Consider the following 22,746-nt stretch of genomic DNA (forward strand, 5'->3'; position numbering starts at 1 on the left):
GCGGCGCAGAGCGCGGCCGACTCCATGTCCAAAGCCAATCTGAAGCTGAATGTCGCGTTCGAGTTCGAGCTCGAGGCACCACCGGCCTTTCTCGAAGAGAGCCATGAAAAGCTGTGCAAGGCCATTCAGGAATTGCTCGGTGCGATGGTGCTGCAGGGGATGCCCACGATCACTGCGAAACAGCTCGGAAAGGCCGGGATCGCGGTCGTATCGCATCATCATCACATCGACGTACTGAACACCGCGGCGGCGCCGGTGCCGCGCGAGGCGCTGGTCGCGGCAGGTCCGCACCTGACGGACGACGAGCTCACCCAACTGGCACGGCGCACAGGCGGCAAGCTTCCGGTGCAGGAAGCCGAACGTGCCCGTTTCTTGCGCCGGCACGCGCTTGCGCTGGTCGGCGATTTTCGCATGGTGCCCTGCGTGGTCAGTGCCCGGCTGAGCTCCGGCAAGGATGCTGCACTCAACGGGCGTCTGAACCTGACCAACGGCAGCGTCCTGCTAAGCGACCAGGACCGTCAGAGCCGGCTTCAGGCGAATCAGCCGCCTCTGCTGATCGAGGTCAGTGGCACCGGCGTGCAGCTACGCGCCGGCTGCGCCGGCCACACCCTGAGCGGGCCGGTCATCGAGGTTGCGCTCGCCGAACTGGCCACGCACCGCGATCCACTGATCAGCCACTGGCAAAAAACGGCCTGACCGGCACGGCGTGGCCGCCGGTGCCGGGTTCGCCCCCCGGTTCCCCGGGGCACGCACCGGGGCCAAGCCGGCCTTCAGTAAGACTCGGCGTGCCCTTGCCACATATCGGGGTTGAAGCGCACGACCCGGTTACGTCCGTCGTCCTTGGCACGGTAGAGCGCCACGTCGGCAAACTTGACGGTCTGCCAGAAAGTTTCGCTGTCATCCGGAAACATGGCCAGGCCAATCGAAATGGTCTTCTGCAGAACGGCACCACCGACCTGGATCTTCATGTCGGCGACCGTGGCACGGATGTTCTCCGCCACCTTCAATGCATTCGCCGCCTCGGTTTCCTGCAGGACGATCAGGAATTCCTCACCGCCGAAGCGGATCACCATGTCCGAAGCGCGCACGGAATTCTTCAGCGTCCCCGCGAGCGCCTTGAGCACCACATCGCCGGCATCGTGGCCGTAGGTGTCGTTGACCACCTTGAAGTAGTCGAGATCAAGCAACAAGATTGCAATCTGGGTCTTGCGCCGGCGTGCGGAAGCGATCAGCGTATCGACGTACTCTTCCAGGAAGCGCCGGTTGTTCAGACCGGTCATTGCGTCCCGCAACGAGGATTCGCGCAGGGTCTCGGTCAGCCGCTTCGCTTCGAGCACCGGCGCCATCTCGCGCACATACACATTGACATAGGGAACCTGCGACTGGAAACGGGCCGCATCGGATTCGCGCACGACCAGCTGGATGATGCTGCCGACCGAACCCGACTGCATGATCGGCACACAGAAATGACGGCGCGGCACGCCACTGTCCTCGGGTTGCCGAAATGCGTAGCAAATGCCCGGCTGGCTCAACCCGTCGACCGGATGACCGGAACGCTTGGCGCGGCACATATCGCTGCGCACCAATATTTGCGGGTCGCACCAGCGGCAGGCGCCGCCAGCGTTGCCGTCTACGCTGAGTGGTTCAAGCTGTTTCGGGCCGGAGGTTTCGTAGATCGAAAATTCGCGCACGCCGAAGCTGTCGATCAGCACGCGACCGAAGCGGTCGAAAATCTCGGCCTTGGTTTCGTCTTCCTCGATGGCTTGCTTGAAGCTCGATGCATCGGCCAGCCCATTGACCATGTCGATCGCGACTTCCAGTTGGTTGTCGTCCTGGCGCAGCGTGCGGCCGGTGAGCTGCACCACGCGCTGGCTGATGCGCGCCAGGCCATCGTCAAGGAAGACGAGCAGGCTGTTGGTCTCTGTCGCGATCTGGCCGATTTCGTCGTCGGTACGCTTTTCCACGCGCCCCTTGAAGTCACCCTTCAAGGCACGTTGCACAGCCCGCTCGACCGCCTGCGCGGTGGACCCGACAGGCAGGATCAGGCGCCGCGCCAGGAGGATGGACAGCACCGAGAAGGCGGCCACGGTCAGGATGATCGATGCCACCGTCATCAAAGCCTGGCGCTTGAGTTCGGTCAGCGACAGCTCCATGGTAACAGCGCCGAGTACGGTTCCCTCGGCGACTTTATGACATTGCAGGCAGTTCGGCGTGCCGCGCGAGGAAGCGGCAAACGGGATGGTGCCGCGAAAGACCGAATCGCCACGCTCGTCGAGGATGACGTAGCGAGGCTGCCCGTCCGCAAGCACCAGCTTTTCGATCGCGTCGGCATGCATCTCGCGGGTCATGCCCGCGCCGAACTGTTCATTGACGAAGGGGGAGCGGATGACCCGGGCGGAGCGCAGCCCCTGAACCTCCATCAGCCGGTCGAGAAACTGCTCGCGCTTGTCGATCGTGCCATGAATCATCGCCTCGGTCAGATGCACCCGCACCATCTCCGCAGCAGTACGAACGTGCGCGGTTGAAGATGCGATCGAATAGCTGCGAAATGCATAAAGGCTAATTACCACCAGCATCACCAGGGTGCCCAGGGCGATGCCGCCAAACAGCAGAGTCATCTTGCGGTTGAGATTCATTCGTGCTCCTGGAGGCGCGATACATCGCGCCCACAGCTTCTTATATATTTAGTGGCGCGATTATGCCCCGAAAAATCTTGTAACACGCGTGCCAGGCCGATTCTTGACGTCTTTCGGACAGCGCATCGAAGGGTCGGATCGCGCGAACTCGCAGCATCCGACCTGGTCACATTCAACACCCTCCGGAGCGAGAATCATGACCCGTTCACTTTTCCCGGCAATCTGCGCCTTGATATTCATGCCTCAGGGGGCATTGGCGGTCGAGCCGGCCAGTGGCCCGGCGTTCCTCGATCATTCGATGCGCCGGCTGCATTCCGACGAAGTCCTGAACCTGCGCCAGCGCTACGCCGGATCCCCCTTGCTGGTCGTGAATACCGCCAGCCACTGCGGCTACACCGGGCAGTTCAAGGGACTCGAGACGCTCCACCGCCAATACAAGGACCGCGGACTGAAAGTGGTGGGCTTCCCCTCCAATGATTTCCGCCAGGAGGCAGCCGAAGAGGCCGAAGCGGCAAAGGTGTGCTTTGTGAATTACGGGGTGAGCTTCGACATGTTTGCGCCGATCAGCGTTCGCGGCAAGGATGCGCATCCGGTTTTTCGCGAACTGGCACGACAATCGGAGGCGCCACGCTGGAATTTCCATAAATACGTGATCGACTCCCACGGCCGGGTGGTCGCGACCTTTCCCAGCCAGGTCGAGCCGGACGCCCCCGAAGTGCGCGCGGCCATCGAGCGCGCGCTATGAGTGCAGCCAGCGGGGGCGCAGGATCGCCGACCGCCGGTGTATAGTCTCGCGCCAGTTACCTTGGAGCCTTCTGACATGCAATCGATTCGCATCGGCCTCATCGGCGCCGGCGAAACCGGCACCCCCCTGCTGCGCCAGCTGCTTGACGCTTCCTTCGTCGAACTGGTCGGCGTTGCCGATCTGTCGGACGCCCAACCGGGCATCCGGCTGGCAAAGGAACGTGGCGTGCGCACCACCAACGACTTCATGGATCTGGCCCGACTGGGCAATGGCGTAGACATCATCATCGATGTCACCGGTGTCGCAAAAGTGCGCGAGCAGTTGCGCAACCATTTCCAGGAAACCGGCAATCACCACACCATCATCATGCATGAACTGATCGCGGTGCTGTTGATGTCGCTCTCGCAGGGCAAGCTCGTTTCGACCAAACACGGCTCGATCGACTACGACTGAGTCGCGCGTCACGTCGCTTGCCACGCATCCGAGCCGCAGGTCGCAGGGTGGCAGGCACGCATGGCGCAGTCCATCTCCGAGTCCGCCTCTGCCATGCCCCTCTCCGCCACACAGATCACGCTGTTGCTCTTCGCATGGGGCGTGTACGCGGGGATTCATTCGCTGCTGGCCTCCGTGGCCATCAAGCACCGGGTCGCGCAACGCTGGCCGGGCGCCATGCGCAGTTACCGACTCGCGTTCAATGCACTGGCTGCTTTGCTGCTGTTGCCGCCACTGTGGCTCACCTTCGCCTTCAGCGGCCCCCTGCTATGGCGCTGGTCGGGCGCCTGGGCGTGGCTGGCGAATGCGCTGGCCTTCGCGGCGATTGCCGCTTTCGGCTGGACGAGTCGCCACTACGACATGCAAAGCTTTACCGGGCTGACGCAGTGGCGCGCGCGTGAGGCGGTGGCGGACGAAGACGCGCAACTGCGGATTTCACCGCTGCATCGCTACGTCCGTCATCCCTGGTACTTCCTCGGGCTGGTGATCCTGTGGACGCGCGACATGGATGCTGCACGCCTGATCTCGGCGCTGTGCATCACCGCCTATCTGTGGCTTGGCTCGCTGCTCGAGGAGCGCAAGCTGCTGCAAATTCACGGTGCTGCCTACGCACGTTATCGCGAGCGCGTCAGCGGACTTGTGCCCTTCCCCGGGCGGACCCTGAGCAAGGCCGAGGCCCAGGCGCTCGCCGAATGCGGCAAGGCGGGACGGGATGCCGGGTCTTTGAGGAAACCGGGCGGCGGAGTATAGTCCGCGAAAAATCCCTATTTGTTACGGGTTATTACAGTTTCGCCTTCGGCGCCGAACGGACGGATCTATCGGGTCTGCCGTTTTGCGCGCGTCCACGTCCAGGACATCCAGATTCGATGACTCCAATCAAGACCATTCGCGGACTCCTGCTGATTGCAGCGGTGGTGTTTTCGACGGCGCTCGTGGCCGCAACACACTACGTCGTATCCAGTCTCTTCGAACGTTCGGTGCGCGAAGAGGCGATGCGCGATGCCAACACCTTTGCCGAGATGACCTTCCAGTCGATGTTCCAGCTGATGCGCACGGGTTGGTCGCGCAATCAACTGGAGGAATTCATCCAGGCGATCCAGCGCTCGGTGGACAAGACCCAGCATCAGATCGAGATCTATCGTGCGCCGCGCGTGACCGAACTGTTCGGAGAAATCCGGCAGAGGGAGATGGACGCCGCGATTCTCCGGGTGATCGCCGACGGCCAGAGCCAGCGTCTCGACAAGGGGCCGGAAGTGCGCTTCATCCATGCACTGCGCGCAGAGGCCGAATGCCGCCAATGCCACACCAACGCCAGCCCCGGCGAGGTGCTCGGCGTCATCGATGTCCGCCAGGACATCACCCCGTTGCTCGAGGCCGGCAACCGCCAGTTCCTTTTCGCATTCGCGCCAATCATCCCGGTGGCGATCATCGCAACGCTGTTGATGGTGGCCTACATCCGCCGCCGCCTCAATCGCGCCATTGGCGTGTTTGCGACCAACATCCGTTCGATCAACAGGCTGGCCGACCTGCGGCAGCTCGAGAACGCGACGCTGGACTTCGGTTTCGACGAATTCAGTCCCGTCGCAGCCGAAGTCAAACAGCTTACCGAGCGTGTGCGCAGCATTGCCGTCGACAAGGAAATGCTCGAGTTCGAGATTCGCCTGCTGGAGAAATTCATTCTCACCTCGGACGTGGTGAAGGACTGGCGCGAATATGTGAATCGTCTGCTCATCGACATCGACGGCGTCATGCCGGCCTATGCGCTGTTCTCGATATTCAAGATCGGTGACGACATCTTCGATCTCGAAGTGTTCTGGCGCTATACCCCGACAGCCGAGAGCAAGCGGCTGTTCGAAGACACCGTCAAGGAGTCGCTGAGCCGCAATCCGTATTTCGCCGGCGGCTACGCGGTCAGCATCGAACACAACATCGCCGACAACTCGCGTGCGGCACCCGAACTGGTGCGTACCGATATCGAGGTGCAGACCAAGTCGCTGCTTGTCGAAGCGCCCAAAATCGGCGGCATCGTCGGCATCGGCATGCAGGCTCAGGCAGGCAGCGACACGACGCGCTGGCTGGTCGTGGAGAGCATCCTGTCGACGCTGCTCAACGTGGTCGGATCAGTGAAGGCGATCGACAAATACACCAAGGAACTCGAGTACTACGCCACGCGCGACCCGCTGACCAACCTGTACAACCAGCGTGTGTTCTGGGAACTGCTCGACAGCGAGGCGACACGCTCGGGACGTCACGGTTACAAGTTCGGCCTGCTGATGATCGATGCCGACAACTTTAAGTCGGTTAACGACACCTACGGGCACGGCTTCGGCGACATACTGCTGCAGGAAGTCGCCGCCGCGATACGCCATTCCATCCGCGAAGACGATCTGCTGGCACGCTATGGTGGCGACGAATTCGTCGCGATCCTGCCCGAAACCGATCTCGACGGCACCGTCGAAGTCGCCCAGCGCATCGTGGATGCGGTCACGGCACTGTCGATTGAAGCTCCCGACGGCGCGCGCGTCACCGGGTCGCTCTCGATCGGCATGGCCGTCTATCCCGATCATGCGGTCGAGACCAAGGATCTGTTCCTGTTCGCCGACAGCATGATGTATCGCGCCAAGGCCGAAGGTAAGGGACGTCTCGCCGTGCCGACCGAGCAGGATGTGGTCGAAGTCTTCCGTTCGCTGTCCGAGAAGAGCATGCTGATTCTCGCGGCCGTCGAAGCGCGTGGCGTGATCCCTTTCTATCAGCCGATCATCAACCCGAAAACCGGTGTGGTCGAAGCGCTCGAGGTGCTGGCGCGCATCCGCCTCGAAGACGGCTCACTGCTCGTTGCCGACGCCTTCGTCGCGATTGCCGAGAAAATGGGGCTGATGCACAAGCTCGACTACATCCTGATGGAACGGGCCCTCGCCGACGCCAGCAAGGCGAACTACCAGGGCCTGCTGTTCCTCAACATGTCACCGCGCGCACTGGTGCTCAACGACTTCATCCAGGAAACGCGGCGCATTGCTGCGGAATCCGGTTTTGATCCCGCGCGCATCGTGTTCGAAATTACCGAGCGCGAAACCATCAAGAACATGGCGCTGCTCGAACGCTTCATCAACACCCTGCGTGCCGAAGGATTCCGCCTGGCGATCGACGACTTCGGTTCGGGCTTCTCGTCCTTCCACTATGTCAAGCGCTTCCCCATCGACTTCCTCAAGATCGAGGGCGACTTCATCCTCGGCATGAAACACAACGACAAGGACCGTGCGCTCGTGCGCAGCATCGTCGCGCTGAGCCGCGACCTCGGTATCCGCACCGTCGCCGAATACGTCGAGGACGACGAAGTGCTCGCGAAGGTGGTCGAACAGTCGATCGACCTCGCACAGGGCTATCACATTCGCCGACCGACGCCGTCCATCGCCGAAGCGCTCGATGTGCATTTGTTCTGAGGCCTGACCGGGGTTTTGCTCCGAGGTTTTACAATTCGTTATGCTTGCCACACTCCCGGGACCGGCAAAGCGCGCAGAATGAAAGGCCTCTGACAACCCGAACAATGGAGGCCTTGATGAAAAAGACATCGCTTGCTATCGCAACAGCATCCTTGCTGGCCCTCGCCGGCTGCGCGCAGAACCCTTTCTACGGTGAACATGCCCAGACCACTCGCGGCGCGGCAATCGGTGCCGGCGCGGGCGCGGTGCTCGGCAACGTCGTCGCGGGCTCGGGCGACAGGACCAAGGGCGGCCTGATCGGCGCAGCCATCGGCGCGACGGTCGGCGGCCTCGTCGGTCGACAGATGGACAAGCAGGAAGCGGAACTGCGCAACCAGATGGCCGGCACCGGCGTCGAAGTCCAGCGCCAGGGTGACACGATCCGTCTGCAGGCGCCTGAAAACATCACTTTCGATACCAACCGCGCCGATGTCAAACCGCAGTTCCAGCCGGTATTGAACCAGCTCGCACAGAGCATCCGCCAGTACCCCGGCACCGTGGTGCAGGTCGAGGGACATACCGACGCCACCGGGTCGGCCACCTACAACCAGACCCTGTCGGAAAACCGGGCCGAGGCAGTACGCAGCCACATGATCCAGCGCGGTGTCGAATCGAACCGACTGGTTGCAGTCGGTTACGGCATGACGCGCCCGGTCGCCGACAACGGTTCCTTGCAGGGGCGGGCGCAGAACCGGCGCGTTGAAGTACTGATCGTGCCGACGCAGGATCAGGCCCAGCAACCGATGCAACAACCCGCAACGCAACCGTCACGTTATTGACTCATCGCGAGCCATCCCTGTGGCGCATCCGCGACGCCCCGTACGACGGGGCTTTCGCCGCGGTCGGGGGACCGGTACCCTAGCAGGATCCCCCCGATTTGCGCGCCCGCCATGCCCCTGTTCGACGAGCACCCGCAACGCCAAGCCCTCAATAGCGAGCTTCACGCACGGCCTCCGGTCACGCTGGAAACGCCGGAGTTCGTCACCTACCTCGCCTTTTTCCACGTCAATGGCAGTGCTGAGCGGGAAGCTGCGCACCTGTGCCAACTGGCCGAACAACTCGCCTTGCCGGCGCCGGACACCACGTCAGGTCACGTTTTCCTCGATGCGGGAGGATTTCGCCTCAAGTGGGAACGTCACAGCGAATTCACCAGCTACACCTTTGTGCGCCGTATCGACACTACCGACGCCGCAGCTGAGCATGCCCTGCTGGAAATCCCGGCCGGCTGGCGCAAGGAAATCCCCGGCAAGCTGATCGTCGCGACCCACATCGAGCTGCGCAGCGTCGGCGAGGTCGCGCCCGATACGGTGCTTGCACAACTATCGCCGACCGGCATGACCACCGTGGCCTCGCAGGTGGCGGACGGCGCTGGCTGGGTGTTTACCGACTTTCAGATCGCCGACGGTTTCTCGCGCTTCCTGCTGCTCGACGCTTCCCTTACGCCGCGCCAGGCAGGTCGCACCGTGCAGCGCCTGCTGGAAATCGAAACGTATCGCATGATGGCCCTCCTCGCCTTTCCGGTCGCCAAGGACATCAGGCGCTTGCTGGCGCGCTCCGAAGACGAACTTGCCGACCTCATGGACAGCATGGGCAGCGCCGGCTCGCCTGAAGACGAGCGCATCGTGCTCGGCCGCCTCACCCGGCTCGCCGCTGATGTCGAGCGCTCGGTAGCCCGTACCACCTTTCGCTTTGGCGCGGCGGCGGCGTACTACCGGCTGGTCCGGCAGCGCATCGAAGACCTGCGCGAAGTCCGGCTGAGGGGGTTTCCCACCGTGCGCGAGTTCATGGAACGGCGCCTTGCGCCGGCCATCGACACCTGCGCCACGATCGCCCGGCGACAGGAGGATCTCTCCAGCCGCATCGCGCGCAACTCACAGCTGCTGCGCACGCGGGTCGATGTCGAGCTCGAGCGCCAAAACCAGGAACTGCTCGCCCAGATGAACCGCCGTGCGAAACTGCAGCTGCGCCTGCAGGAGACGGTCGAAGGTCTGTCGGTGGTGGCAATCACCTATTACGGCTCGCAGCTTGTGCAGTACCTCGCCAAGGGTGCGAAGGAATACATCTCCCCGGCGACACCCGAAGTCGTGACGGCGGCGTCGATCCCGCTCATTGCCGGCCTGGTGGCACTCGGCCTGCGCCGGATGCGACGTCAGCTCGCCGCCGAAGATGGCGACGCCGGGCATTGAGCAAGCTGCCCTATAATTGCGTTTTGCCCTGAAAGAGCTTCCATCGTGGCCACTCCCCTGTTCGAATCCTCCATCAAGAGCCTGCCGTTGCTCGGCCGCGGCAAGGTGCGCGACATCTACGCGGTCGACGCCGACAAGCTGCTGATCGTCACCAGCGACCGCCTGTCGGCGTTCGACGTGATCCTGCCGGATCCGATTCCGGACAAGGGACGCGTGCTGACCGCGATGGCGGGCTTCTGGTTCGCCCGGCTCGGCCATATCGTGCCGAACCAGCTCACGGGCATCGACCCCGAATCGGTGGTCGCTGCCGACGAACGCGACCAGGTACGTGGCCGCGCACTGGTGGTCAAGCGCCTGAAGCCGCTGCCGATCGAGGCCGTGGTGCGCGGCTACGTGATCGGTTCAGGCTGGAAGGACTATCAGGACACCGGCGCGATCTGCGGCATCAAGCTGCCCGCGGGGCTCAAGCAGGCGGCCAAGTTGCCGTCACCGATCTTCACCCCGGCTTCCAAGGCCGACGTCGGTGATCACGACGAAAACATTTCCTTCGAGGAAGCCCAGACGCGCTGCGCCGCCGCACTGACCGACGTGCTCGCCGGCACCGGCAAGAACGGCGCGCAACTCGCCGCGCAAGCGCGTGACGCAGCGATCGCGCTGTACACCGAAGCGTCAAATTACGCCGCCGGACGCGGCATCATCATCGCCGACACCAAGTTCGAATTCGGCATCGACGTAGCCGGCACGCTGCATCTGATCGACGAGGCGCTGACGCCGGATTCGTCTCGCTTCTGGCCCGCCGACAGTTACCGTGAAGGCATCAGCCCGCCGAGCTACGACAAGCAGTATGTGCGCGACTACCTCGAAACGCTCACGTGGAACAAGAAGGCACCCGGCCCGTCGCTGCCGGCGGAAGTGACCACCCGTACCGCAGCGAAATATCGCGAAGCCTATGAACGCCTGACGGGCGCAACGCTGGACTGAACAAGCACTTCGCCCATGCGGCTGCGCCCTGCCTGAAAGCTCGCCTTTCGCGCAGGGCGCAATGTCGTGCTGGCTGTCCCGAATCCGTCCTCCCGATCCTCGGCAGAAACCCCGTCGCCGACAGGTATATACCGGTAGCCGTGACCCAGATCATGGAAACCATGCGATGCCTTGTTGGCAGCTTGCTGATGGGTCGGTAGAATCGGCCCGGATTGCTACTCCCGTGACATACCGCACACTGCGCTCGCGAATATGACGATTGTGGAATCCGGGGTTTCATCCGTCTGTTCCCGCCACCCGCAAGAATTCGAGTCTGGCGTGCTGCCAAATAAATACCTCATGATGACTAGTGGCAACTCCACCCGAGCATGCCGGGACATCGCCAGCTCACGTAGGCTGCGCAACGATCTGCACCGGTCCGGAATCTCGGCCTGCCGCGGTTTTACCCTCATAGAACTGATGATTGCCGTTGTCGTGGTTGCAATCCTCGCGGCTATCGCGATCCCGTCCTACTCCGAGTATATCCGTCGCAGCCGGATTACCGAGGCGACCAACGAACTCGCCACCCTGCGCATTCGTCTGGAACAGTATTACCAAGACAATCGCAATTACGGGTCGACCGCCAGCTCATGCGGGGTGGGCGTCGCATCGACTGATTCCTTCGTTTTCAGTTGCAGCAACAACGGCGCAGACAGCCAGCAGTTCCTTGCCACGGCAACGGGCAAGGGCGCTGTCGGCATGGCCGGGTTCAGCTTCACTGTCGATCACAACAACAACCGCCAGACGACGGCATTTCCCGGAGCCAGCGGCTTGCCACTCAATTGCTGGATCACTCGGCAAGGCGGGACATGCTGAAATACCCCGTGCGTCGCGCGAATATCGCAGGCTTCACCCTCATCGAAGCCATGACCACGATTTCGATTCTGATGATTATCGTAGGACTCGCGGGCCCCAGCTTCGAAATGATGCTGGCGAGATTCCGCGTCCGCAGTGGGGCGGACACGGTAATGGCCGGCCTGCTGCTGGCACGATCAGAAGCGCTGCGCCGCAACCAGCCGGTCAAATTTACGCTCACCGCCGGCTCGACCGACTGGACCATCGCGACCGTCAACCCGGTGAGCACCATTCAGGCGGCTCCGGGTGGCGGAAACGCACGACTCACCACCACGACCAATGCCAACCAGACAGCCGTGACCTTCGTCTCGTCCGGTCTGGTGGACACCTCCGTGGCACGCCTGGCGCAGATCGATGTCAGCGCCGGCATAGCGGGAATAAACGACTGGAGAATCGAGATCCATAACGGCGGCCAAACCCGTCTGTGCGACCCCACGCTGACCGTCGCAAATGACCCGAAGAAATGCTGACCACAAAACAGTCGCCGCATCCGCATGCGGGTTTCAGCCTCATCGAGGGTCTGATCGCAATTCTTGTCTTCTCGTTTGGCGCCCTTGGCCTGATCGAGATGCAGGCACGGGCCGTGCAGTTCAGCATGGACGCGCAGGACCGCGCAAATGCCGCGTTCGTCATCAACAAGCTGATTAGCCAGATTTCGCTCCAGGACACCACGACGGGAAACCCCGACCCCTCATCGGACTTCCTGTTGGGCAAGACGGCCTGCAGCGCGGGCGTTTCCACAATTCATCCTGCCGCCGTCTGGGCATCGGACGCGTGCGCCATGTTCGACGGCGCGAGCATCACCATCGCGCGGCCGGATGGTGTCACTACCGGATTCCTCACCGTCACGCTGGAATGGAGCGGGCGTTACAAACAGGCGCATGCAGGCGGTGCCGTCAGGGATTCGCGCAGTCTTTCCGTCACCAGCCGATTCCAGTGGCAGGGGCCGACGTCATGAGCGGTTTCGGTACTTCGTCTGTTGCACGGCCCGCGCGGCAAGGCGGATTCTCACTTGTCGAGCTGATGATCGGCCTTGTGATCGGGCTGATCATCACGATGGCGATCACCTCATCGATCAGCGCCATTGGCAAGCAGTTCCGCATTACCGGATCCGGAGTAAGTGCGGCGGAGGGCGCGCAGCTGGGGCTCGACATACTTGACCGCAACACGAGAATGGCCGGCGCAGCCGTCTTCAGCAGCGCGGTCGCGGCGATGTGCCCGAGCATCAATATGTACAAGGGCGGCACCACCGTTTTCGACGGAACGCCTACCGGCAATGCCTATCCGGCGGTCAGAATCACCGACGGGGGAAGCGCCGGATCGGACACGATCGACCTGCTCCTCACCCCTCCGAAGCTCAGCGGGGGCTTGGTCGTGGCGGTCACCAAGGAGATGCCGATCTCATCGTCGGTGATCAAGGTAACCGAGCCCCGCGACCTGCTTCAGGCCAATGATCTTGTGATGGTCGCGCGTCCCCTGCCCAACACCACGGACCCCTGCACCCTGATCCAGATCACCGACATCACCGGCAAATGCAGTGACGGCACCAACGGTTGCAACGTCAACCACGGCTCGGGGGAGGCATCCGAATACAACCCGCCCAATCCCAAGAAGGCATTCACGTCAGCGCCGGATTACCCGGTCGGCTCGGTGCTGATCAAATTCGACGAATTCAGCTACACGCGCTTCAGCGTTCAGTGCAATAGCCTGCTGCGCCATGATGCCTTGGTCACGCCTTCGTGCACCGGAACGCCGTCCTACCGTGACAGCGAACTGGCCGGGGATATCATGATGCTCAAGGCGCAGTACGGCATTGCCAATGCCGATAGCGATGCGATAAGCACATGGAAATCCGCTGCGACGACCACCGCCGACGAGCTCGCACGGGTCAAGGCGATCCGCGTCGCAATCGTCGCCCGCAGCCAGGAATCCGACAACTCGGTCGTCACCGGTACGGCGCCCGTAGTGTTCGACGGCGGGCTGACGCTCGACCTGTCCGGAACCAGCGTCCCCAGCGGCAAGACGTGGCAGAACTTCCGCTACCGGATACATGAAACCGTGACGCCGCTGAGGAACGTCGCATGGAATCGCTAAACCGGCGGATTCGCCCGCGTGAGACAGCTTACCGGCAGAAGCGGCAATCCGGCGTGGTGCTGATCATCGCCCTCATCGTTCTTGCGCTGATGAGTTACGCCGCGGCGTCAGTCATTCGCTCGACCGATACCGGCACGCTGGTTGCGGGCAACCTCGCCTTCCGGCAGGCCACGATGCACGCGTCGGACATTGCCCTCGACCAAGCCTGGGAAGACCTTGTCCCGGGCAGCTACGCGTCCAGGAGCAACTATTTCAGTACGCAGCAGACCGCTTCTCCCAATTTTTCGAGCGCGGCGACAATCGCCGCAGACGGCGTGTGGGACACCGCTGCCGTTCCCTGCATGGACGAGCGGGGCAAGACTGTCGATTGCACTGCCGACACCGGGGGCTTCCGCATCCAGTACGTCATCGAGCGCCAGTGCGATTCGTCGCCCGATCTCGGCAGCGCCGACAGCATCAAGGCGCGGTGCAATCTGGATCCGGCCACCGCGGCAAAAACAGCGCCCGACGAGCTTGGCATCTACTTTCGCGTCATCACCCGCGCACGCGGACCGCGCGGCACCGTCAATTATTACGAAGCCATGATCGTCGGCCCCGCCGTGTGACCCCTACCCTGCCAGTCCGGAGAAGACCGTGAGGCCCCTGATTCGTCGAATCACGACCCTGCTTGTGCTTGGCGCAGCCCTGACGGGATCATTCACACCATCGGCGATGGCAGCCGCCACCGACATTGCGGACATCCCCATGGCGGTACGCAACAATGTGCCGCCCAATTTCATGCTCATGCTCGACAACTCGGGCTCGATGAGCAACATCGTTCCCGACTCGCCTTTCGAAGCTGACCCGAAGAATGTTCCCTCATACCTTGGGGGAGCCTGTACCGATCGCAACAAGCTGATCCTGACGGACAACGCCGTTTCCCTGCGGATCGTAAGCGGTGCGCCCAAGGTCGAGCTCGCGAGCCCCGTCGGTTCCGGCGGCACGGCAACCAGTTGTACCAATGGATGTGCCGTGGGAACCGCGAGCGGCGAAGTGTGCTTTGATGACAATGCGACGTATACCAGGGTTCGTCTGCTGACCACCGGCTCCTGCGGCAGCAATTGCACGACCGCATCCGGTGCGAGCTATCTGCCCGCGGCCTATACGGGGCGCTACCTGAACTGGTACTTCCGCAACGGCAGCCAGACCGGCTGGACCGATCGCAAACCTGGAACCCAGACCCGACTCGAAATGGCCAAGGCGGGCGCCAAGGCCGCACTCGATACGGTTCCCCTGAAAAGCGCCACGACCGCCACCAAAGCCCGGTTCGGCCTTGCGACCTACAATGGCACCACCGGCGGCGTGCTTGCCCAGGGCGTGGCCGACCTGGACGCGACACAGCTCGGCACGCTGAAGACCCGCATCGACGCGCTGAGCGCCACCGGCAGCACACCGATCGCCGAAACCCTGGCGGACATCGGCCACTACTTCACGCGGGGCTACACCGGCAATCTCACGATCCACCCGGGCGCCACCGGCCAGGCCACGGTCAGCGTCGCCAACCTTTTCCGGCAGGGATCGACCTCACCCCACACGCTTAGCGGCGCATCGGGCAGTTGCACGGGCAGCGCGTGCCCGGTGCAGTACTGGTGCCAGAGGTCCTACGCCATCCTGATGACCGATGGCAGGCCGCAGGAGGACCAGGATCTCAGCACCAATGCCTACCTCTGCGACTATGACGGCGACAGCGGCACCTGCACCACAAACGGGGCCAAGGCCTTCGATCAGAAAACCGGTGCCGCGGCAAGCAGCCATAACGGACACAAAGGTGGCCCCCACAGCTACGAATCGGCGGGCAGCGACTATCTCGACGATGTCGCGCAGGCACTCTTTGAAATCGATCTGCGGCCCGACCTGACGGCGCCAAGCGGAAGTACCAAGCCCGGTAACAACGTCCGCACCTATACCGTCGGATTTGCCGACGAGCAGGCGAAGAACGATCCGCTGATGCAGGAAGCGGCAGCCCAGGGCGGGGGATTATTTTTGACCGCGGACAACGCCGACACGCTGAAGAAGGCCTTTGTCAGCGCCATCGGCAGCGCGCAGGCCAAGGATGCCGCTGCAGCGGCTGTCGCGGTGACGAGTTCCGTGCTGGCCGAAAACAATACAAGCTACGCCTCCAGCTACAACCCGGGCTACTGGACGGGGGATCTCGAAGCGTTCTCGCTGGACAAGGCCACCGGGCTCCCGATCAAGAGCGGACAGACTGATGACGCCCTCTGGTCTGCGCAGGCGAAACTCGATGCCCTGATCAGCCCGCAGACCAGCCGCAAGATCGTTTCGTACAATGGATCCAATGGAAGCGCCTTTACCGCCGGCAATTACCGCAATGACAGCATCGGGCTGACCGACAAGGTCATCGACTATCTGCGCGGCGACCGGACCCACGAAGGGGGCACCACCGCGCCGATTTTTCGCGTCCGCCAGAGTCTGCTGGGAGACATCATCAACGCCGAATCGGTGATCGTCACGTATAGCGGCACCACGGTCGTGTACCAACCCGCCAATGACGGCATGGTGCATGCGTTTGATGGCACGACCGGCAGCACCGGCGGCAATGAACTGTGGGCCTATGTCCCCGCATTGTTGCATTCGAGCCTCGCGCAACTCGCCGATCCGGCCTATGTGCACCGCTATTACGTCGACGCCACGCCGGCCGTCGCCGACCTGACAATATCCGGGGTCCGCAAGAAGATTCTGGTCGGAGGGCTGGGCAAGGGCGGACGCGGATACTATGCGCTGGACATCACCGACCCCGCTGCCGCAAGCGAAAGCGCCGTGGCCAGCAAGGTCATGTGGGAAGCGCTGGGCTCACAGGCGAACATGGGATTCAGTTTCGGCACGCCGTTGATCGTCAGCACCCCGAACGATGGCTGGGTGGTACTGGTGACCTCCGGCTACAACAATGGCACCACCACCGGTGGCGATGGCAAGGGCCGGGTCTGGGCACTCGACCCGCGTGACGGCAGGATTCTCCGGGAAATCTCCACCGGCGTCGGCACGCCGAGCTCCCCGTCCGGACTGGCGCATCTCGCGCGCCTGAGTGGCGCATCAGCCACGCAGACCACCCGCTATGTCTATGGCGGGGATCTGCTCGGTAACGTCTGGCGCTTCGACCTCGCGACCTGGTCCGCCGTCAACATCGCCGAACTCGAGGATGGCGCAGGAGCACCGCAGCCCGTCAGTTCCGCGCCGGTGGTGCGACAGGTTTCCGGCACGACGGACAAGTTCTTCGTGTATGTCGGCACGGGCCAGTACCTGGGTGTCAGCGATGTGCCAGGCGAGGCCGGAGCCAATGCGCATGCGACCCAGACGCAGTCGATGTACGGCATCATCGATGACGCGTCGATTGCCAGCCCGACCCTCCCGAACATTCGGGGCAGCAATGGCAGCGCGTGCCCTGACGGCGGCGGCAATGGCGATTTCGTCTGTCAGAAAACCGCCAGCTCGACCAGCACCAGTTTCGCCCTGACCGCCCACCCCCTTCAGAGCACCCACCGCGGCTGGTATTTCGACATCCCGGTGGCCAATAGCCGCATCAACACGCATCCGGCGATCACCACAGCCGGGGTGCTGATCTTTACGGCAAACGTGCCGACGAACGCGCTGTGCGATCCCGGCGGTTCGAGCTGGTTCATCGCGGTCGACGGCGACACGGGCGGATCGGTCAAGAAAAGCACCAAGGGTTCGGAAACCTACGAAAGCGGCTGGTCCCTTGGCTCGGCCCTCGCCAGTCGGCCCGTTATCGTTGAAACGTCCTCCGGAAAACGCGCCCTGATCCGGATGTCCGACAAAGGCGTCAAGAACCCCGCAATTCCGGAAACCGCGCCGCCCACGCCATCAGCGGTCAAATGGCGCCGTATCTACTGGCGCGAGCTGATGTAAGGCCGCTTGCCCGTCACCGCCACGCTCACCCGCGGAGCGCGGCGGCGACGCACGGCACCAACTCGCGAACTTGTCGCTTCTTTACTAGACTAAGTTTCGTATCGGTGGGGCTGCTACCGATCGCACTGCAGTCATATGGGCAGTCCCAAGGTACTTCCACCCCCAAGGAGGCCACCATGGACAAGCCTTTTAACACCCTGGATCGCCATTTTCACCTGCCCCACGTACGACAGGTCGATGCGAGCCGGCCATTGATGTGGCTGCGCATGGGCTGGGATGACATGCGCGCGAATTTCGGCGCCAGTTTGGCGTATGGTCTGATATTCGCCGCGATTGGCTACGTCATTCTCGCCTACGCGGCGGATCTCCCTTACTTGTTTACTGCGGCGATTTCCGGCTTTTTCCTGGTCGGACCGCTGGCGGCAGCCGGCTTGTACGAAATCTCCCGGCGCCATGAGCGTGGCGAGTCGGCGACCTTTGCCGACTCCTTGCGGGGCCTGCGCGAGCACGGCGATCATCTGCTCTATTACGGGGCCTTCCTCGCCGTAGTGCTGCTGGCGTGGGAACGTCTGTCGGCAATCCTGTTCGCCTTGTTCTATGAGGGGGTTGCGCCGGATCTCGGTAATTTCTTCGCGGACGTCTTCCTGTCCGGCGCGTACACCCACTTCGTCGTTTCCTATCTGGTTGTGGGCGGAGCGATCGCCGGAGTGGTTTTCGCCCTGTCGGTGGTTTCCGTGCCGATGCTGATGGATAGAAAGTCGGACATGGTGACGGCGATGATGACCAGCGCCCGTGCTGTCGGCTTCAACCTCGGCGCGATGGCAGTATGGGCGGCGCTGATCGTGGTGCTGATCGGCATCGGCTTCGCGACAATGATGATCGGCATGGTGGCGCTGCTGCCGCTGCTCGGCCACGCCACCTGGCATGCTTACAAGGACCTGGTCGAGTAACAGTGCGCCCACGCGCTGCCGCGTCTGCCACGCGGGGACATCAAACCCCGAGCGGCAGACGCCGTCATGCTCGCGCTGCGGTTAGAATGCCTTGTCAGCCGGCTCGCCACGCCGGCTTTGCCATTTCCGTCTGTTCGACTTTGCCCAAGCGTCCCCGAGGCCCTGCATGTCCAATCCCCTGCTCGACTTTTCGACCCTGCCCCGCTTCGACGCGATCCGGCCGGAGCACGTCACCCCGGCCATCCGTCAACTGATCGACGAGAACCGCGCGCTGATCGCGGAACTGGTCGCCGATCCGGCGCCGCCGACGTGGGCCAATTTTGTCACCCCGATGACCGAGGAAGGCGAACGGCTCGGCCGCGCCTGGGGCATCGTCGGCCACCTGCACAGCGTCATGGATGTGCCGGAATGGCGCGAAGCGTACAACGCGATGCTGCCCGAAGTGTCGAGCTTCTACGCCGAGGTCGGGCAGAACCTGGAGTTGTTCGACAAGTACCGGCAGCTCTTCGGCAGCGCCGAATATGACATGCTGACGCCGGCGCGACAGCGCATCATCGACCATGAATTGCGCGACTTCCGCCTGTCCGGCGCCGAGTTGCCCGACGCTGACAAGCCGCGCTTCAAGCAAATCCAGGAGGAGATGTCGGCCCTCGCCGCCAAGTTCTCCGAGAACCTGCTCGATGCGACCAACGCCCACGCGGAATGGATCGAGGACGCGTCCATGCTCGCCGGCCTACCCGACGACGCAATCGCGGCGGCGCGCGCTGCGGCCGAACGCGACGGCAAACCGGGCTGGAAATTCACCCTGCAGATGCCCGCCTACCTGCCGGTGATGCAGTATGCGGACAACCGCGAGCTGCGCGCCCGGATGTATCGCGCGTATGCGACACGCGCGTCCGAGCAGGGCAGACCCGAGCTCGACAACGGTCCGCTGATCGGCAAGATCCTTGCACTGCGCGCCGAGGAAGCGAAGATGCTGGGCTATCGCGACTTCGCCGAAGTCTCTCTGGTCGCGAAAATGGCCGAATCGGCTGGTGAGGTGCTCGGCTTCCTGCGCGAACTCGCGACCAAGGCGAAACCCTTCGCCGAACGCGATCTTGCGGAGCTGAAGGAGTTCGCCCGCAGCGAACTGAAGCTCGACCCCCTTGAACCCTGGGACGTCGGCTATGCGTCGGAAAAGCTGCGCCAAGCCCGCTACGCGTTCTCGGACCAGGAGGTGAAACAGTACTTCCCCGAGCCCAAAGTGCTCGAAGGACTGTTCGGCGTGATCCGCACGCTGTACGGCGTCGACATCGTCGCCGACGAGGCGCCGAAGTGGGATCCGAGCGCGCATTTCTTCCGTATCGACAAGGGCGGCGTGACCGTCGGGCACTTCTACCTCGACCTGCATGCGCGCGAAACCAAGCGTGGCGGCGCATGGATGGATTCGGCCAGGAGCCGCTACGTCGGTCCGCGCGGCACGCAGACGCCCGTCGCCTATCTGGTCTGCAACTTCCCCGGCCCGGTGGGCGGCAAGCCGGCGACTTTCACGCACGACGACGTGCTGACGCTGTTCCACGAATGCGGCCACGGCCTGCATCACCTGCTGACGCGCGTCGATGACCTCGCGGTGTCCGGCATCCACGGGGTCGAGTGGGACGCGGTCGAACTGCCGAGCCAGTTCATGGAGAACTTCTGCTGGGAATGGGACGTGCTGTCCGGCATGACCTCGCATGTCGACACCGGCGCGCAGCTTCCGCGCGCACTCTTCGACAAGATGATCGCGGCGAAGAACTTCCAGAGCGGCATGCAGACGGTGCGCCAGCTGGAATTCTCGATGTTCGATCTGCGGCTGCACAGCGAGGTCGACGCATCCGGCGGACCGGTGCCGATCGAGCGTGTGATGGCACTGCTTGATGAGGTGCGGAGCGAAGTTGCAGTGATGATCCCGCCCGCCTGGCATCGCTTCCCGCACAGCTTTTCGCACATCTTCGCCGGCGGTTACGCGGCGGGCTACTACAGCTACAAGTGGGCGGAAGTGCTGTCGGCGGACGCCTTCGAGGCCTTCGAGGAGGCCGGCGCCGGCAAAGGGTCGTTGCTGGATCGCGAAACGGGTGAACGCTTCTGGCGCGAGATCCTCGCTGTCGGCGGCAGCCGCCCCGCACTCGATTCGTTCAAGGCATTTCGCGGGCGGGAACCACGGGTGGATGCGCTGCTGCGCCACAATGGCATGGTCAGCGCCTGATACGGCCACATGGCGCGCGCGAATCCGCGTGCGCCATCATGAGGGCCTTCAGTGGACCGATACGGTGGCGTCCATGACCCGGCGCTGAACATGCACCGGTACGCCACGCTCTGTCATGTTCATCCTGGCATTTGCATGGTCGCCACCTTTCGCGAGGTACTGGATGATCGTTTCGACATATTGCCGCATCACCCAATCGACGCGCATCTCGTTTCCTTGGTACGTCATTGTGATCTCCTCGCGGACATATGCCGAATCGCGAAGGGCAAGTGGCTGCGCCCTCATCAAGGCACACGCAAAATTTGCGCCATCCTGCCAAGAGGGCGTATCCATAACGCCACATGGCGGATCAGCGGCGGAATTCCCCCCCACTAAAGGGGCTGTGTGTAAAGTCTTCCGACACGCACGACCCGCTTGCAGCCTGCCATGGAGCGCATCGACGCACGGTGCGCGTTGCCACCTGTTCGCTTGAATATGGCATAGAGGAAGTGGTCGGCGAGTTCAGGGGCGACGCCGAACCGGTTTGCCGCATCCGACGGCCGGGCGCCCCGTTCGCAGCAGGGGGGCCCTTGCACGGCAGCTGTCCGCGCCTGGCGTACGTCCCCTGACCCGCTGTCCGGGGCCTGGCGCCCCCTCGCTCAACCGCGCGCGTCGCCCCAGCGCAGCGCGGTGCGGTCGTCTCCAACGTAGAGCGTCTCGCCGGAACGATCGACGCAGTACTCCTCGATCTTGTGGTGATTGAAGGCGACGTTGATCATGGTCTCGTTCACGCCGTAACGGGCGAGATGCTCGATCAGGTATTCCAGTACGGGTTTGCCGAGGATCGGCACCATCGGCTTCGGCACGTCCTTTGTCAGCGGGCGTACCCGCGTGCCCTGCCCCGCGTCGAGCGCGCTCTTCGGCCGCCCGGCGTAGCTCAGGCGCGGTTCGTCGCCGAAGACCCTTTTCGGCTTCCCGCATCGCCACCGGGTCGTAGGCCGTGACAGTGGCCCCGCGGTGGAACAGCTCGTCCACGATCACCCGGCTGGGTGCTTCGCGCATGTCGTCGGTATCGGGCTTGAAGGCCAGCCCCCACAGGGCGAAGCGGCGCCCGCTGAGGTCGTTGCCGAAGCGGTGCACGATCTTGTCGATCAGCACGTGCTTCTGTGCCTCGTTCGCGGCGGCCTCGACCGCCGACAGCACTTTCAGCTCGCCACCATGCTCGTCCGCCATGCTGATCAGCGCCTTGACGTCGTTGGGGAAGCACGAGCCCCCGTAACCGCAACGGCCCCACAGCCGCGCATTCTTGCGCTGCTCGACGACCTCAAGGACACAACCGCGTCGATCTATTTCGTACCCGACATCTTCGTCACCGACCTGATCCAGGGGCGGCTCGAAAACGTCGGCGGCATGGCCGTCGTGGGCGTGTGCGAAACGCCCTTCACCGGTTTCAACAACATCGTCAAGCGCCTGTCGGATTTCATCCTGGCGCTCCTGATCCTGCTGCTGCTGACCCCGCTGCTGCTGGCCGTCGCCATCGGCGTCAAGCTTTCCTCGCCCGGCCCCGTCATCTTCAAGCAACGGCGCTACGGCCTCGACGGCCGGATCACAGCTTTCGGCGCCTTTATCCGCCGGACTTCGCTCGACGAGCTGCCGCAGTTCCTCAACGTGCTGCAGGGACGCATGAGCATCGTCGGCCCCCGCCCGCACGCGGTCGCGCACAACGAGACCTACCGCAGGCTGATCAAGGGCTACATGATCCGGCACAAGGTGAAACCCGGGATCACAGGCTGGGCCCAGGTAAACGGCTATCGGGGGGAAACCGATACCGTCGACAAGATAGAAAAGCGCATCGCGTACGACCTCGACTACCTGCGTAACTGGTCCCTGGGCTTCGACCTCTGGATCATCTTCAAGACGGCGTTGCTGGTGGTGAAAGACCGCAACGCGTATTGACGCAGACGAGCCTCCCGCGAGGGCGACCGGACCTGACCGCCGGGGCGCGGACGCCCTCGTCACCGAGCCGGCGCGCCCGGCCACGGTGCGATAATGGCGACGACGGTGCGGCCACTGGCACAATGGCGGCAATGAAGCCCTTGTCTGTAGGCAGATGCGTAGCTACGGCGCAAGGGGACCAGAAATTCCCCGAAAAACCCCAGGAT

At 63.1% G+C, this 22,746-nt stretch carries 20 protein-coding genes and 1 pseudogene; 17 read left to right on the top strand and 4 right to left on the bottom strand.

Translation table 11 applies throughout. From position 1 onward, the window contains the following. Positions 1-24 precede the first annotated feature (24 nt). Positions 25-696, top strand: a complete 672-nt coding sequence (locus GPA25_RS00220; protein ID WP_169258339.1) for a hypothetical protein — start codon at positions 25-27, stop codon at positions 694-696. A 74-nt stretch (positions 697-770) separates the two neighbouring features. Here GPA25_RS00220 and GPA25_RS00225 read toward each other — a convergent pair whose 3' ends face one another. Then, the gene (locus GPA25_RS00225) at positions 771-2,636 is read right to left on the bottom strand and encodes a GGDEF domain-containing protein (protein ID WP_169258340.1); all 1,866 of its coding nucleotides are present in this window, start codon (positions 2,634-2,636) and stop codon (positions 771-773) included. Positions 2,637-2,832: 196 nt separating this feature from the next. Here GPA25_RS00225 and GPA25_RS00230 point away from each other — a divergent pair, with 196 nt between their 5' ends. The 15 genes from GPA25_RS00230 (at position 2,833) to GPA25_RS00300 (ending at position 20,605) form a co-directional block, all read left to right on the top strand. Further along, complete coding sequence (locus GPA25_RS00230; protein WP_169258341.1) at positions 2,833-3,381, top strand: glutathione peroxidase; 549 nt, start codon at positions 2,833-2,835, stop codon at positions 3,379-3,381. Between the two features lie 75 nt (positions 3,382-3,456). Continuing rightward, the gene (locus tag GPA25_RS00235; protein WP_169258342.1) at positions 3,457-3,834 is read left to right on the top strand and encodes an oxidoreductase; all 378 of its coding nucleotides are present in this window, start codon (positions 3,457-3,459) and stop codon (positions 3,832-3,834) included. A 60-nt stretch (positions 3,835-3,894) separates the two neighbouring features. Further along, positions 3,895-4,623, top strand: coding sequence for a methyltransferase family protein (locus GPA25_RS00240; protein WP_246265140.1), 729 nt, complete (start codon positions 3,895-3,897; stop codon positions 4,621-4,623). Positions 4,624-4,739: 116 nt separating this feature from the next. After that, on the top strand, positions 4,740-7,313 hold the full coding sequence (locus GPA25_RS00245; protein WP_169258344.1) for a putative bifunctional diguanylate cyclase/phosphodiesterase: 2,574 nt from the start codon (positions 4,740-4,742) through the stop codon (positions 7,311-7,313). Between the two features lie 116 nt (positions 7,314-7,429). Then, positions 7,430-8,131, top strand: a complete 702-nt coding sequence (locus tag GPA25_RS00250) for a YiaD family glycine zipper/OmpA-like lipoprotein (protein ID WP_169258345.1) — start codon at positions 7,430-7,432, stop codon at positions 8,129-8,131. Between the two features lie 111 nt (positions 8,132-8,242). Further along, positions 8,243-9,538 carry a DUF3422 family protein gene (locus GPA25_RS00255; RefSeq protein ID WP_169258346.1) on the top strand — a complete coding sequence of 432 codons (1,296 nt, stop codon included), beginning with the start codon at positions 8,243-8,245 and terminating at the stop codon, positions 9,536-9,538. Between the two features lie 45 nt (positions 9,539-9,583). Beyond that, positions 9,584-10,519, top strand: coding sequence for a phosphoribosylaminoimidazolesuccinocarboxamide synthase (locus tag GPA25_RS00260; protein ID WP_169258347.1), 936 nt, complete (start codon positions 9,584-9,586; stop codon positions 10,517-10,519). A 252-nt stretch (positions 10,520-10,771) separates the two neighbouring features. Further along, positions 10,772-11,374: a type IV pilin protein gene (locus tag GPA25_RS00265; protein WP_281357670.1), complete on the top strand. Its 603-nt coding sequence runs from the start codon at positions 10,772-10,774 to the stop codon at positions 11,372-11,374. Further along, positions 11,368-11,883, top strand: coding sequence for a GspH/FimT family pseudopilin (locus GPA25_RS00270; protein WP_169258348.1), 516 nt, complete (start codon positions 11,368-11,370; stop codon positions 11,881-11,883). Before GPA25_RS00265 ends, GPA25_RS00270 begins: the two co-directional genes overlap by 7 nt. Beyond that, positions 11,877-12,371, top strand: a complete 495-nt coding sequence (locus GPA25_RS00275) for a prepilin-type N-terminal cleavage/methylation domain-containing protein (RefSeq protein ID WP_169258349.1) — start codon at positions 11,877-11,879, stop codon at positions 12,369-12,371. The genes GPA25_RS00270 and GPA25_RS00275 overlap by 7 nt, the downstream gene beginning before the upstream one ends. Then, positions 12,368-13,507 (top strand): PilW family protein, encoded by a 1,140-nt coding sequence (locus GPA25_RS00280; protein WP_169258350.1) that lies wholly within the window; start codon positions 12,368-12,370, stop codon positions 13,505-13,507. Before GPA25_RS00275 ends, GPA25_RS00280 begins: the two co-directional genes overlap by 4 nt. Next, positions 13,495-14,112, top strand: a complete 618-nt coding sequence (locus GPA25_RS00285; RefSeq protein WP_169258351.1) for a pilus assembly PilX family protein — start codon at positions 13,495-13,497, stop codon at positions 14,110-14,112. Before GPA25_RS00280 ends, GPA25_RS00285 begins: the two co-directional genes overlap by 13 nt. Positions 14,113-14,140: 28 nt before the next feature. After that, positions 14,141-17,431, top strand: coding sequence for a PilC/PilY family type IV pilus protein (locus GPA25_RS00290; protein ID WP_169258352.1), 3,291 nt, complete (start codon positions 14,141-14,143; stop codon positions 17,429-17,431). A gap of 176 nt (positions 17,432-17,607) precedes the next feature. Next, complete coding sequence (locus GPA25_RS00295) at positions 17,608-18,381, top strand: DUF2189 domain-containing protein (protein WP_169258353.1); 774 nt, start codon at positions 17,608-17,610, stop codon at positions 18,379-18,381. A gap of 166 nt (positions 18,382-18,547) precedes the next feature. Further along, entirely contained in the window at positions 18,548-20,605 is a 2,058-nt protein-coding gene (locus GPA25_RS00300) for a M3 family metallopeptidase (protein ID WP_169258354.1), read from the top strand. 48 nt (positions 20,606-20,653) lie between these two features. Here GPA25_RS00300 and GPA25_RS00305 read toward each other — a convergent pair whose 3' ends face one another. The 3 genes and pseudogenes from GPA25_RS00305 to GPA25_RS23810 form a co-directional block, all read right to left on the bottom strand. Further along, a complete protein-coding gene (locus GPA25_RS00305) occupies positions 20,654-20,833 on the bottom strand; it encodes a hypothetical protein (protein WP_169258355.1) in 180 nt (59 codons plus the stop codon). A gap of 410 nt (positions 20,834-21,243) precedes the next feature. Continuing rightward, entirely contained in the window at positions 21,244-21,450 is a 207-nt protein-coding gene (locus tag GPA25_RS23805; RefSeq protein WP_211162889.1) for a nucleotidyltransferase family protein, read from the bottom strand. Between the two features lie 39 nt (positions 21,451-21,489). Continuing rightward, positions 21,490-21,880 (bottom strand): annotated as a pseudogene (locus GPA25_RS23810) (UDP binding domain-containing protein); the annotation flags it as partial. 114 nt (positions 21,881-21,994) lie between these two features. Between GPA25_RS23810 and GPA25_RS23815 the strand changes: the two are divergent. Further along, the gene (locus GPA25_RS23815; RefSeq protein ID WP_343034777.1) at positions 21,995-22,540 is read left to right on the top strand and encodes a sugar transferase; all 546 of its coding nucleotides are present in this window, start codon (positions 21,995-21,997) and stop codon (positions 22,538-22,540) included. Positions 22,541-22,746 lie beyond the last annotated feature (206 nt).

The organism is Aromatoleum diolicum, from assembly GCF_012910955.1.
GTDB classification, from domain to species: domain Bacteria; phylum Pseudomonadota; class Gammaproteobacteria; order Burkholderiales; family Rhodocyclaceae; genus Aromatoleum; species Aromatoleum diolicum.